This window comes from Chloroflexota bacterium, assembly GCA_040902225.1.
GTDB lineage: Bacteria > Chloroflexota > Limnocylindria > QHBO01 > QHBO01 > CF-167.
On record JBBDXT010000007.1, the window covers coordinates 616,634 to 629,087 of the forward strand.

The 12,454-nt window shown below is 68.6% G+C and carries 11 protein-coding genes and 1 tRNA gene; 8 read left to right on the forward strand and 4 right to left on the reverse strand.

Features of this window, described 5'->3' with window-relative positions; genetic code table 11:
* Positions 1 to 115: 115 nt before the first annotated feature.
* Genes WEB29_11740 through serA form a run of 4 tightly spaced genes read left to right on the forward strand, consistent with a single transcriptional unit; the run spans position 116 to position 5,542 of the window.
* Positions 116 to 2,302 (forward strand): hypothetical protein, encoded by a 2,187-nt coding sequence (locus WEB29_11740; GenBank protein MEX2137603.1) that lies wholly within the window; start codon positions 116 to 118, stop codon positions 2,300 to 2,302.
* Between the two features lie 3 nt (positions 2,303 to 2,305).
* A complete protein-coding gene (locus WEB29_11745; protein MEX2137604.1) occupies positions 2,306 to 3,154 on the forward strand; it encodes a hypothetical protein in 849 nt (282 codons plus the stop codon).
* A 10-nt stretch (positions 3,155 to 3,164) separates the two neighbouring features.
* Entirely contained in the window at positions 3,165 to 3,935 is a 771-nt protein-coding gene (locus tag WEB29_11750) for a methyltransferase domain-containing protein (GenBank protein MEX2137605.1), read from the forward strand.
* Positions 3,936 to 3,937: 2 nt separating this feature from the next.
* Positions 3,938 to 5,542 (forward strand): phosphoglycerate dehydrogenase, encoded by a 1,605-nt coding sequence (gene serA / locus WEB29_11755; GenBank protein ID MEX2137606.1) that lies wholly within the window; start codon positions 3,938 to 3,940, stop codon positions 5,540 to 5,542.
* Positions 5,543 to 5,547: 5 nt separating this feature from the next.
* On the opposite strand, the gene WEB29_11760 is transcribed toward serA, so the two are convergent.
* The 3 genes from WEB29_11760 to WEB29_11770 all read right to left on the reverse strand — a co-directional run bounded on the left by WEB29_11760 (position 5,548) and on the right by WEB29_11770 (position 7,762).
* Positions 5,548 to 6,009: a MerR family transcriptional regulator gene (locus WEB29_11760; GenBank protein MEX2137607.1), complete on the reverse strand. Its 462-nt coding sequence runs from the start codon at positions 6,007 to 6,009 to the stop codon at positions 5,548 to 5,550.
* Entirely contained in the window at positions 5,993 to 7,039 is a 1,047-nt protein-coding gene (locus WEB29_11765; GenBank protein MEX2137608.1) for a DUF2652 domain-containing protein, read from the reverse strand. Before WEB29_11765 ends, WEB29_11760 begins: the two co-directional genes overlap by 17 nt.
* A 150-nt stretch (positions 7,040 to 7,189) precedes the next feature.
* Complete coding sequence (locus WEB29_11770) at positions 7,190 to 7,762, reverse strand: helix-turn-helix domain-containing protein (protein MEX2137609.1); 573 nt, start codon at positions 7,760 to 7,762, stop codon at positions 7,190 to 7,192.
* A 234-nt stretch (positions 7,763 to 7,996) separates the two neighbouring features.
* Here WEB29_11770 and WEB29_11775 point away from each other — a divergent pair, with 234 nt between their 5' ends.
* Positions 7,997 to 8,950, forward strand: a complete 954-nt coding sequence (locus tag WEB29_11775) for an MBL fold metallo-hydrolase (protein MEX2137610.1) — start codon at positions 7,997 to 7,999, stop codon at positions 8,948 to 8,950.
* Positions 8,950 to 10,617, forward strand: coding sequence for an FAD-dependent monooxygenase (locus WEB29_11780; protein MEX2137611.1), 1,668 nt, complete (start codon positions 8,950 to 8,952; stop codon positions 10,615 to 10,617). Before WEB29_11775 ends, WEB29_11780 begins: the two co-directional genes overlap by 1 nt.
* Before the next feature lie 157 nt (positions 10,618 to 10,774).
* Here WEB29_11780 and WEB29_11785 read toward each other — a convergent pair whose 3' ends face one another.
* On the reverse strand, positions 10,775 to 11,941 hold the full coding sequence (locus WEB29_11785) for a mannosyltransferase family protein (protein ID MEX2137612.1): 1,167 nt from the start codon (positions 11,939 to 11,941) through the stop codon (positions 10,775 to 10,777).
* Positions 11,942 to 11,999: 58 nt separating this feature from the next.
* On the opposite strand from WEB29_11785, the gene WEB29_11790 reads away from it, so the two are divergent.
* Both WEB29_11790 and WEB29_11795 read left to right on the forward strand, forming a co-directional pair.
* Positions 12,000 to 12,329, forward strand: a complete 330-nt coding sequence (locus WEB29_11790; protein MEX2137613.1) for a hypothetical protein — start codon at positions 12,000 to 12,002, stop codon at positions 12,327 to 12,329.
* 48 nt (positions 12,330 to 12,377) lie between these two features.
* Positions 12,378 to 12,454: transfer RNA gene (locus WEB29_11795), tRNA-Pro, on the forward strand.

Below are 12,454 nucleotides of genomic sequence, written 5' to 3' on the forward strand. Positions count from 1 at the left end.
TAGGCGGATGCGGGGCATCCCTGCCCGCGTATGTTCAGCTGTCCACGCTCACCATCGCAGCCAGCCGTGCCGGCTGCGATCTGGGTAGACTCGACTCCATGGAGACCCCCGCGGCATGAAGGCAATTCCCCAACTCCTCGGCTACCCGCGCATCGGCCCGCAACGCGAGTTGAAATGGGCCCTGGAGCGCCGCTGGGCTGGGCGGGCGTCGCCGGCCGACTTCGATACGGAGATCGCTCAACTGCGAGCGGCCCACGTGCAGGAACAGAAGGAGCTGGTCGGTTCCGCCTCCGACGACTTCTTCCTGTATGACGAGGTGCTGGAGACGGCGTTGATGCTGGGGATCGTGCCCGACGACCTGCGAGGGCAGCTGGCCTCGGAGCCGTTCGAGGTGCTGACCGCTCTCGCTCGAGGCACTCCGGAGCGTGAGGCGTGGGAGATGACCAAGTGGTTCGATACGAACTACCACTACCTCCCACCGATCGCCGAGGGCGAAGCGTCCGCGTTCAGGCCGCTCCCCTGGCGCGAACCGATCAGCGACCCCGATGTGACCTGGCCTGTGCTGGGTCCGTACACCTTCACCAGGCTGGCCAAGCTCGCCCCTGGGGTCGACGCTCAAGCGTTCGCTGCCTCCGTGGGGCGGGCGCTCTGGGCGTGGTCACGCGATCGCGCGGCCGCCGACCCGACGTTCCGCCTGCAGGTGAATGAGCCCTGGCTGGGAATGGTCATGGGCGATGGTGACCTCGCCATTCGCGAGGCGGCCTATCGCGATGCCGTCGACCTCGGACTCAGCTCCCCTCCGCTCGTCACCGTGCAGTTCGGGGCGGCCTCGTCCGAGACGATCGAGACCCTGGGCCGCCGTGGCTTTGCCGTCGAGGTGCGGCTGGATCAGCTGCCCGAGCTGGGCGGCACGTCTGCCTGGGAAGCGCAGCCGGAGCACGTCGTCGCGGTCATGGACGGTCGCAGTGTCTGGCCGGATGACTTTGCTCGCGTTCGGGACGCAGTGGCGCTCATGCGCGACGATGGCCGACCGGTCCGCATCGTGCCGTCGACCAGCCTGATGTTCCTGCCGATCACCACGGAGGGCGAAGACCTCCCAGGCGGCTTCCAGTTCGCCCGGGAGAAGGGGCGCCAGCTGCGCAGGTGGGCCGAGTCGCTCTCCACCGGTGAGTCGGTCAGCGCTGAGGAGTCCCCATCGGCCGGATGGCCAGAACTCGGAGAGCTCTCCGCTCGCGCATCGCGCACCGAGCGTCGGAGCGCCCAGGCCGACCTTGACCTGCCGCGCTTTCCCACCACCAGCACCGGCTCGCTGCCACAGACCGCCGAAGTTCGGCACCTCCGCGTACAGCTCGGGCGGGGGGAGATCGATGGTGACACCTACGAGCACGGGATCAACCGGCTCATCACGGATGCGATCGCCTGGCAGGAGGCCAAGGGGCTCGACGTGCTGGTGCACGGTGAGTTCGAGCGAACCGACATGGTGGAGTTCTTCGCTCAGAAGATGGATGGCTTTCTCACCACTCGCAACGGTTGGGTGCTCTCCTACGGAAGCCGCTGCACCCGTCCGCCGATCCTTGCCGCGCCACCGTCGATCAGCGAGGCGATGACGGTACGGGAGTGGCAGGTCGCGCAGCAAGCCACCGCCAAGCCCGTGAAGGGGATGCTGACCGGCCCCGTCACGATCGTGAACTGGAGCTTCCGCCCGCCGGGCGTCAGCGACGACCGTCTCTTCTGGGCGGTCGCTGGACCGATCGCCCAAGAGGTCGGCTATCTCGTCGAGGCGGGCGCGCGGGTGGTGCAGATCGATGAGCCCGCCGTGCGCGAGCGCTGGCCGCTCCCCACCGCCGAAGCACCTCGCCAGCGGGAGATTTATGCACGCGGCGTTCGATTCGCGCTGAATCGGGTCTTCAACCAGCCTGCCCAGATCCAGATGCACACCCACATGTGCTACGGCGATTTCGGAGAGATCGTGCCCCTCTGGGCAGATGCCGGGGTGGACGTCGCGTCCATCGAGTTCAGTCGCAGCAAGGATGACAGCTACATCCGGCTCTTCTACGAGCTGTTCCCGGATGGCCACCTGCAGATCGGCCCGGGCGTCTTCGACGTCCACTCGCCGCACACGCCCGGCACGGAGGTGATGACCGAACGACTCGACCATTTCCGCGACTTCATGGCCGAGGGGGACCTCTGGATCAACCCTGACTGCGGCCTGAAGACGCGCCGCTGGGACGAGATCGAGCGGCAGCTCGACGACATGGTTGCCGCGGCGAGGCAGCTCCGAGCCATAGCCAGTCGGTCCTGACCGATGCTCTCGGCGCCCACCGACTGGGTCGAGATGGTGGAGGTCAACCCTCCGCGGCTGCCGAGCATGACCCACCGCGACCTCCAGGGGCGCTGGCAGCGGGTGCTGATCACCGACAACCCCTTCAAGCAGGTCCGCGTTTCACCGTACGCATTCGCCGCCCGCATCACCCATGACCTGCCTGAGGTCACACCCACGGTCGTGTGCTCAACGCGCGACCGGAACATCCTCGCCATCGAGAGCGAGGTCAGGGGTGCCCTCGGCAACGGGGTCGATTCGTTCCTGGTGGTGCAGGGGGACATGCTCCCGGAGGTTGAGCATTGGAGCAACAGCTACGAGATCGTCGAGCATCTCCGGGCGCTTGAGGAATCGGTGCTGCCGACGGCATTCGAGGTCGGCATGAGCACGAGGTCCCGGCATTGGATGTTCCGCCGGCGCATCGAGGTGGGTGGCCAGTTCTTCACCACCGGACCGGTCATGGATCCGGCGTCCGTGCGACCGACCGCTGAGCGCCTCCAGCTGAAAGACGGGGACCCGCCTGTCTACCTTGAGCTTACGCCCCCCTTCTCGCCCAGCTGGGTCAAGCGGCTGGAGACGGTCGGCGCGATTCCCATCAGCGCCGAGCTACGGGATCAGCTGGACGCCACTCCCGAGCCCGAGCGGCGCGCACTGGGGTGGAGGGTCGCGAAGTCAATCGCGCAGGAGGCACGAGCGAGCGGATTCGCGGGGATCGTCATCATGGGCCTGCGTTTCGAGACCGCCGTCGGAGAGGCCTTCGAGGTCTGGCACGACGACAGAGTCGAGGCGCTCGATCCTGGCGAGGTGCGCCGGGAGGCATCCGTCGAGCGTTGACGGAGGTTCCGTGAGAAACCAGGAGCAGTGGGCGCCCAGCAAGTTCGTGTACGAGAAGGGGAGGCTCATCGCCTCCCGGGATCGGCGAGAGCTCAGCTCGGCCTCACAGCTGATCGGCGACCTCGTGGCGGGCTGCTATGACGAGGCATTGAAGCTCTACGCTCGGGGAGCGCTGATCGACCTGGGCTGCGGAAAGGTGCCGTTGTACGAGGCCTATCGCGACCTGGTGACGACCAACACCTGCGTCGACTGGGCCCGGTCGCTGCACGAGAATGCGTTCCTCGACCTTGAGTGCGATCTGATGGAGCCGTTGCCATTCGAATCTGAAAGCTTCGACACCATCATCCTGTCGGACGTGCTCGAGCATGTCCCCGGCCCGGCGCATCTCTGGAGCGAGATGTCGAGGATCCTGGCCCCGAATGGCCACATCCTTCTGAACGTCCCATTTCTCTACTGGCTTCACGAGGAGCCGCACGACTACTACCGGTATACGGAGTTCGCCCTGCGCCGCTTCGCCAGCGACGCCGGCCTGGAGGTGGTCGTCCTGAAGCCCATCGGAGGGACACCTGAGCTGTTGGCCGATCTCGCGGCCAAGCACCTCGTACGCATGCCAATCATCGGACGTCTGGTGGCAGGCGCCATCCAGGGAGGGACCCTCGCGTTCGTGAGGACGAGGTTCGGGCGCAGGGCATCGCGGCGCTCGAGCGCCAAGTTTCCCCTCGGCTACTTCCTGGTCGCCGCGAAGCCTTCCTCGGCAACTCCAGCGCCGCTGGCCGGCTGACCATGTCCCGCATCCTGGTCGCCGAACCGGTCGCCCAGGCCGGGCTCGAGATCCTCGCCGCTGCCCACGAGACGTCGGTCCGCCTGAACCTGCCGCGCGCTGCTCTGCTGGAGGCGCTGGCCGAGGAGGGGGGCTGGGACGCACTGGTGGTGCGCTCGCAGACGCGGGTCGACGCCGAGCTGCTGGCCACGGCGGCTCCACGCCTGAGCGTGGTCGGCGTCGCCAGCGTGGGTACCGACCGCGTCGACGTGGCCGCCGCGACCCGGGGCGGGGTGATGGTCGTAAACGCGCCCACCGGGAACACCATCGCGGCGGCCGAGCACACGCTGGCGCTGATGCTGGCCCTGCTGCGCCAGATCCCCGGCGCCGACGCGTCGGTGCGCCGCGGGGAATGGGAGCGGGCACGCTTCATCGGCGCCGAGCTGAGGCATCGGACGCTCGGGATCATCGGCCTGGGGAAGATCGGCAAGGAGGTGGCGCGAAGAGCAGCCGCCTTCGAGATGCGGGTGCTGGCCCACGATCCGTTCATGACCGCGGAGCAGGCCGACGAGAACGCCGCGAGGTTGGTCGGCCTGCCCGAGCTGCTGGTGCGGGCAGACGTGATCACCGTTCATGTCCCGCTGACCGCACAGACGCGCGGGCTCATCGGCGAGGCGCAGATCGGCGCCATGAAGCCTGGTGCGGTCCTCCTCAACGTGGCGCGCGGCGGCCTCGTCGACGAATCGGCCCTGGCGCGGGCGCTGCGGGATGGACGGCTGGGCGGAGCGGCGATCGACGTCTTCTCGACTGAGCCGATGGCGGCCGACAATCCGCTCCGCGATGCGCCAAACACGATCCTCACCCCGCACCTCGGGGCGTCGACCTCGGAGGCGCAGGGTCGGGTTGGCGTCGAGATGGCGGAGCAGCTGCTGCTGGCCCTGTCAGGCGTGACGCCGCCGTATGCGCTGAACGCTCCGTCGGTGGCTCGCGAAGTCGCGCCCCAGCTGCACCCGTACGTCGAACTCGGCCGGCGGCTGGCCATCCTGGCGCGGCAGCTCGCCCCGGCCGGGTTCGACGCGGTGACGCTCACCTACGCCGGCGAGATATCCGCCTGGGACGGGGGTCCGATCCGGACCGCTGTGCTGGCGGGCCTGCTCGAGACCATCACCGATCAGCGCGTCAATGCGGTCAATGCCGATGTGGTGGCGCGGGAGCGTGGCCTGACCGTCTCCGAGCGGCGCAGCGATGAGGCCGAACGGTTCGCCTCGCTCGTCAGCCTCGAGGTGGGGGAAGGTGCCGCTCGCGTCGCGCTGGCGGGCTCCACGGCCCACGGCCGGCCGCACCTGGCTGGCCTGGATGGCTTCGCCATCGACGCCGAGCTGGCCGGAACGATCCTGGTCACCCGCCATCGCGACCAGCCTGGGATCGTGGGAGCGGTTGGCAGCGCGCTGGCCGCCGCAGGGGTCAACATCAGCTCGCTCGAGCTCTCGCGCCTCTCGGCCGCGGGCGAGGCGATGATGTTCGTGGCGGTCGACGAGCCCATCCCGGACGGCGTCCTGGACGGATTGCGCGCCGTTCCCGGGATGGTCGAAGCGCGGGTGGTGCAGCTGCCGTCGCCGTCCGTCTGACTGCGTCAGGCCTCAGATACGACGCAGCACCGGCAGGTGCCTTCAACGGCATCGAAGACCGCGGCCGCGGCGGAGCAGCACGGCGCCGATGGGCCGATCACCGTCAGCTCATTTCCGCTGGCGAGGTGGCCCTGCAACTCGGCCAGGCGCTCGTCCAGTCGACGGAGCTCATCGATTCGGGCGCGGACATCGGATCGGCGCGCCGTGATCAACGCCGGGAGGTTCGACGAGGTAGCCTCGCAATGCCCAGCGTGGCACCACGACGCGAGCTGCGCAGCCTCCTCGAGCGGCAGGTCGATGCGCCGGAGGTTGAGGAGCAGGCGCAGGTGCTCCACGTCCTCGGCCCGGTAGGTGCGGTACCCATTGTCAGCCCGTTCCGGCCGTGGCAGCCACCCCTCGCGCTCGTAGAAGCGCAGCGTATCGGTGCGCACCCCCAGCTCCCGTGCGAGCTCACCGATCCGCATCATTCACCTCCAGTGCATCCGCCAAGCGGTCCAGATTCGAGCGCTGCCCGGCCGCCAGCGCGGCTGCGGACGCGGGGCCGTACCAACGACCCAGAAGTCGCGTCGCGTCCTCTTCGCGGGTGAGCTCGTAGCGGACCGCCAGGCGCCCGACGCCGGGCACACTCGCCCGGCGCACGAAGGCCTCGAACGGCCGCCACTCGAGAATCTCCTCGACCGACGCCAATCGGTCCGCGACGCAGGCATTCATGGTGCCGACCCCACGCCGGCCGGCCACGGTGGCCTCCTCGACTCGCTCGATCCCCTCCCACCCCGGGCGAAGTCGCGGCGAGGTGAGCTGTTCCCATACCGCCATGGGCATCGCGTCGAGGCGGAGCTCGGCCTCTGCCAATGCGGCGCGCCGTGGTGGCGCCCACGGACGCCCCTGCGTGGCCGTGCGGTGATCCAGGTCGAGCAGGTGCACCGGCACCTCCCCGAGATGCTCAAACTGCTCGGTAGCGGAGACCAGGCCCAGGGCTTCAGCGTCCAGCCCCAGCGCCTCAACTAGGGCGCCGGTCAGCAGGGCATAGCGGGCGAAGCCCGCCGCGCCCGGCGACGCAGCCTTCAGGAGGCGATGGGCGATGATCGCATCGGTGCCGGCCAACTCCTCGCGCCCGGCGACGCGGTGCCTCACAACGCTCCCGGCGTGCACCGCGAACTTGAGATCGAGGTCGGGTACCCGACTGCAGGAATCGCAATCGCAGGTGGTCGCTCCGGTTACGCTCTGCATCCGCCGACGGAAGGCGTCGTAGGCCGCGTCGATGGCGTCGAGCAGCATCGGCCCATCCAGGCGGTCGAGGGGTGCGACGAGGAAGGCCGCGTCCCCCTCCAGCTTGGCAAGCCGGAAGGTGGGGCGCAGCTGTCGCACCACGGTCTCGACCAGGTCCCCGGCAAGCGCCGCCGCGTGGTCGGGTTCCGAGTTGGCGAGGTAGGCGGTGTATCCGGAGAGGTCGGCGAGCAGGAGGCAGACCCGCTCCAGGGAGGTGCCGGTCGTCATGGCACGTGCAGCCTGAACCATGGATTTACTCGAAGGTCGGGTCTCACCTCATGCATAAGGGATCATGTTGTTCTCCGTTCCTCATCGCTGCCCAACTCCAGGTCGAGCACCTGGCTGACCCGAACCTTAGACCTTGGAGTAACTCCAATGTCAAGCGGGAATCTTGCGGCGCACCCTCCGGCGCCCCGCCAGCCAGGAGCGCCGGCCGGACGCAGCCGCTGGAACCGTCATCACCCGAGATGAGTTCCAACCATTGCGCCGGCCGACCCCGGGTGCCAGCCGAGCCTTCGCATTGAGGTTGCCGAACAGCTCCTGCAGGTCGGCAAGCTCGGTCTTCACCTCGACGACTGCCAAGACGCGGCTCGCCTGGTCAAACGCGAGCAGGTCGATCCGCCCGCGCTCGCCGTACTCGCTGTAGCTCGACTCGGCCTCCACCTGCCAACCAGCCTCGGCCAGCGAAGCGGCCATGGTCTCGACGATCGCCGCGTGCTCCTCGTCCAGCAAGCGCGCCACGTCAGCGCCTCGTCCCGCAACGCGCCACTCGACCCGAATGTCCAGGACAGCGGCATGCGCACGAACGACGGATACCGACGTGATCGAGCCCAGCTCAGTGCGGCCGATCGTCGCCGGCGAGAGGCCGGTCCGATCAGCCACGTCCCGAAGGCGCCAGCCACGACGGATGCGCAACATGCGGAGGAGTCGTCCAACCTCGAGATCACGCACGGAATGCGATGGTGCTCAGCCGTCCTTACTGGGCGATGACCGGGGGCTTATTTCTCGCGGACGGGGTGTTCTGACCGAAAGGCCCGTCGCCGGCGACCTATCTCCCGCTCGGTGCGAAGTATCAGTTCGTGGATGGCCTTCGCAGTGCGTACTGGAAAGTTCTTCCCCAAGGCAGAGAATTAGCTCTCGACGAGCGCGAACGCCGTCGCGGGGCATCGGCTTATCATCCGCGGCGTGAGCCGCAGGCCCTTCGCATCATCGGCCGACCTGGCCGAGAAGAAAGCCACCCTGGAGGAGCTTGCGCCGGGCGTCTACGCCTACACCGCGCAGGGTGACCCGAACGTCGGATGCATCGTCGGGACCGATGCGGTGCTGGCCATCGAGGCGCGTGCCACGCCGGTCATGGCCCAGCGCTGGATCGACGTCATCCGTACCCTCACCGACCTCCCGTTCGGCGACCTGGTGCTGACGCACTACCACGCGGTCCGCGTGCTGGGGGCGGCTGCCTTCGGCGCGCGACGCGTCGTGGCCCACGCCAACACGGCCGCCTGGATCGACGAGCGCGGCCTGCAGGACTGGGCCAGCGAGGCGGGCCGCATGCCGCGCCTCTTCGAAGGCGCCGAGACGATTCCCGGCCTGACGCGGCCCACGCACACCTTCGACGACCGCCTGGAGATCGACCTGGGCAACCGCATGGTGGAGCTGCGCCACCTCGGTCGCGGCCATACCGCCGGCGACATCGTGGTCTGGCTCCCCGACGAGCGGATCTGCTTCGGCGGGGACCTGGTCGAGGCGCAGGCCGCCCCGTACATGGGCGACGCGCACATCGGCGACTGGCGCGGCGGAACGCTGGAGGCGGTCGCGGCGCTCGGTGCCCGACAGCTGGTCGGCGGCCGTGGGCCGGTGGTGCGGGATGGCGCGGTGGCGCAGGCGATCGACGACACGCGCGCGTTCCTCTCGGCCGTGCTCGACGGTACCCGGGCCGTCAAGGATGGCGGCGGGACGCCGGCCGAGGCGTATCGGTCCACGCGCGCAGCGCTCGAGCCAAGGTACGGCAGCTTCCCGATCTTCGAGCACACCATGCCGTTCAACGTGCAACGCGCGTGGGATGAGCTCGAGGGCATCGATCACCCCCGCATCTGGACGGTCGAGCGCGACCGCGAAGTGTGGAACGCGCTGACCGGCTGATGGCGCGATCCGACCCAGGGCAACACCTCGACGCCCAGGTCGCCGTCGTCGGCGCAGGCCCGGTTGGCATGACCCTCGCCGGTCGACTCGCACAGATGGGCGTAAGGGTCATCCTGCTCGAGCAGCACCCACGCCTCACCGGCGAGGGGAGCAAGGCGCTATGCATGCAGCGCGAGACGCTCGAGATCTGGGCGCGGCTGGGGATCGGCGAGCAGGTCGCCAGCCGGGGGGTGCAGTGGAATCTCGGACGCACCTATTTCCGCGGCCGCGAGCTCTTCCAGGTTCGACTCCCCAGCTCGAATCGAGATCACTTCCCGCCGTTCGTGAACATCAACCAGACCGAGGTCGAGCAGATGCTGCTGGCCTGCATCACCGAGCTCTCCGAGGTCGACCTGCGCTGGAGCCATCGCCTGGCCGGCATCGCGCAGGACGCGGATGGGGTCACGGTCCGCTGCGAGACCCCTGACGGTGAGACCACGCTGCGGGTCGCCTACCTGGTCGGCACGGACGGGGCTCACTCCGCCGTGCGTCATTCCACCGGGATGAGCTTCCCCGGCCATTCGTTTCCGGACCTGTTCCTGATCTGCGACATTCGGGCGCGGCTGCCATTCCCGCGCGAGCGGCGCTTCTTCTTCGACCCACCCTGGAACCCGGGACGCCAGGTGCTGATCCATCCGCAACCGGACGACACGTGGCGCATCGACTGGCAGGTCGCGCCTGGAACCGATGTCGAGGCCGAGCGCACCAGTGGCGGGCTCGACCGCCGCGTGCGAGCGGTGATCGGTCCCACCACCGACTACCAGCTGCTGTGGCTCACGCCGTATCGGTTTCACCAGCGCCTGGTCGAGCGCTTCCGCATTGGGCGAGTGATCCTGGCCGGCGACGCGGCGCACGTGGTCAGCCCGTTTGGCGCCCGGGGCCTGAACTCAGGGGTGGCCGATGCCGAGAACCTGGCGTGGAAGCTGAGCGCGGTCCTCGCCGGGCACGCCTCGGACGAGCTGCTGGAGAGCTACGACGCCGAGCGGCGAGCGGCGGCGCTCGAGAACCTGGCGGTCACCGACGCCAGCATGCGGTTCATGGTCCCACGCGGGCGACTGCGGCGCTGGCTGCGCAACGCGATCCTGCGTGGCAGCCTGCGGATGCCGCGCCTGCGACGGCTGGTCAACTCCGGCCGCCTGGCTCAGCCCTTCACCTACTCGGATTCACCGATCGTTGTGGCCGACGTGCGCGACGCACGCACCCCGGCCATCGGCGGCGTCGCACCGGATGCCCCATGCCGGTCTCTCGACACGACGAGTGTGAAGCGGCTGCGCGAGCTGTTCGGTGGCGGATTCGTGGCCCTGCTGGTCGGCGATGCGCCGCGCGAGGCAGCCGCGGCTGCGATCCGTGCCTCCCGGCTGGCGTGGCCCGCCCCATGCCACGTCGTCGCGATCGGCCCGGATGGATCGCTCGCCGGGGTGACCGTCATCGACGACGAGGAGGGGGAGGTCCGTCGAGCGTACGGCGTGGCGGGGTCATCGGCCTACCTGGTCCGACCCGATGGACACCTGGCGGCCTGGATTCCGCTGAAGCGAGCCGAAGCGGTGGACGCGCTGCCCGGACTCCAGGCGATCGCCATCGGGGTTAGGCGTCCGAAGCCGCGCCGATCGCGGATAGGGTGTGGATAACTCCGGAAGATCGTCCAGAACGTGTGGATAACCCCCCTTGTGCGCCTTCGGCGACGGCTGGCATGCTAGGGGCGTCCCGGAGGGGCAGCTGGCCGACTGGAGATTACATCAACGGTCGCCGCGGTTCCTTCGGGACTCTTCATGTCCGCCGTCTGGCTCAGAAGGCCCAGGCGCCCGTGGCGAACCGCCCCGCGAAGTAGATGAGTCCGGCGAGGCTGACCGTGGAGATCAACACCAGCACCGCGGTCCGCCGCGAGGCGACCGCCAGCGCGACGTAGAGCGGGAAGAGGGTCAGTGCGTAGCGCGGCACGGACATCACGAACGAGGTCGAAACGAAGAGGAGCATGTTGCCGGCCATCCAGATGAACCATGACGGGCGAAATCGGAAGGCCGCGAAGATCGTCCCCGCCAGGCCGATGGCGATGAATAGCAGCTCCATCCAGCCCTGCATGAGGACGTTGTCGGGCTTCGCAGCGCCGAGCCAGCCGAATACGGCGTCGATCCCCTCCCATGGCCATGACAACGACTTGAACCAGTGGTCGTGCTGGACGCGCAGGAACTCCAACGGCGAGCCGTAGATCACGTAGTTCAGGCCAAGGTAGATCCCGAAGCCGACCCCGACGAGCCCGATCGCCAGCCACTCCACCCTCAGCCTCCGTTCCGCCGGGGGTCGCTGCAGCCACTGGGTGAAGGCCTCCGCCGCCAGTGCGGGGATCAGGACCAGCCCGTTGACCCTCGCGAGCGCGGCCAGCCCACCAAGCAAGCCCGCAAGCCACCAGCGTTCGGTCCGCGCGGCCAGGAACGAGCCGAGCACCAGCGCCATGAAGAGCGCCTCGGTGTAGCCGATATGCAGGAAATAGGCGGTCGGGAAGATCAGCAGGAACCACGCGGCGCGCATCGCCACCGCCGGCTCCTCGTCGTGACGGACCAGTCGATACAGGAGCGGAGCCACGAACATCGAGGCCACCGTGGTCACCACGAAGGCGCTCACCAGCGGGTCGTCGACCACGACGTTCACGACGGTCGCCAGCCAGGGGAAGAGCGGGTAGAAGACGATGTACAGGGCCAGGTCCTCGGGGTAGATGGACCGGTAGCCGTGCGGTCCCACCAGACCGCTGGAATCGCCGTCGCGGTAGCCGAAGACGACCAGATCGAGGTAGTGCGGAGCGTCCCAGTGGCTCCACATGCGCAGGAGGTCTCCCGGCTGGTCGATCACACCGTTGCGGAACGAGACGTAGGCGATCGCCCCGACCAGCAGCACGCCAAGCTTGACCAGCCAGGTGAGGCCGATCAGCCGGCGATCCGTGTCGGTGAGCCACGCCATCGCGGCAGTGTACGGGCGAGCCGCCGAAGGCCGCGCCGCGCTACCCTCACGCTGAACTATGGATCGACGACCGGTCTCCCAGGCCACACAGCGCCGCTACGAGGAGATCGCGGCCGGGCTCGAGCGCGTCGGAGTCAAGGCCAGCAGCATGTTCGGCATGCCAACCCTCAAGCGCAACGGCAAGGCGATCGGCGGCCTCTGGGGCGATGCCATGACCTTCAAGCTCTCGCCCGACGGGCTCGCCGATGCGCTCCGCATCGAAGGCGCACACCAGTTCGATCCTTCGGGCCTCGGCAGGCCGATGAAGTCCTGGGTGGTCGTCCCGCTCGCGCAGTCCGCGGAATGGGAAAGGCTGGCACAGCTCGCCCTGGCCGCCAGCGACGCCTAGGAGGAGCGGCTGGTAGACTGCCCCTCCCATCGGTACCCGGTGGACGGTCGGGGCGTGGCGCAGTTAGGTAGCGCGCATCGTTCGGGACGATGAGGTCGGAGGTTCAAATCCTCTCGCCCCGACCA

Bases quoted from the DNA above. Each gene is read 5' to 3' on its own strand.
- WEB29_11740 (MEX2137603.1), top strand. From the start codon at position 116: ATGAAGGCAATTCCCCAACTCCTCGGCTACCCGCGCATCGGCCCGCAA.
- WEB29_11745 (MEX2137604.1), top strand. From the start codon at position 2,306: ATGCTCTCGGCGCCCACCGACTGGGTCGAGATGGTGGAGGTCAACCCT.
- serA (MEX2137606.1), top strand. From the start codon at position 3,938: ATGTCCCGCATCCTGGTCGCCGAACCGGTCGCCCAGGCCGGGCTCGAG.
- WEB29_11760 (MEX2137607.1), bottom strand. From the start codon at position 6,009: ATGATGCGGATCGGTGAGCTCGCACGGGAGCTGGGGGTGCGCACCGAT.
- WEB29_11765 (MEX2137608.1), bottom strand. From the start codon at position 7,039: ATGACGACCGGCACCTCCCTGGAGCGGGTCTGCCTCCTGCTCGCCGAC.
- WEB29_11780 (MEX2137611.1), top strand. From the start codon at position 8,950: ATGGCGCGATCCGACCCAGGGCAACACCTCGACGCCCAGGTCGCCGTC.
- WEB29_11785 (MEX2137612.1), bottom strand. From the start codon at position 11,941: ATGGCGTGGCTCACCGACACGGATCGCCGGCTGATCGGCCTCACCTGG.
- WEB29_11790 (MEX2137613.1), top strand. From the start codon at position 12,000: ATGGATCGACGACCGGTCTCCCAGGCCACACAGCGCCGCTACGAGGAG.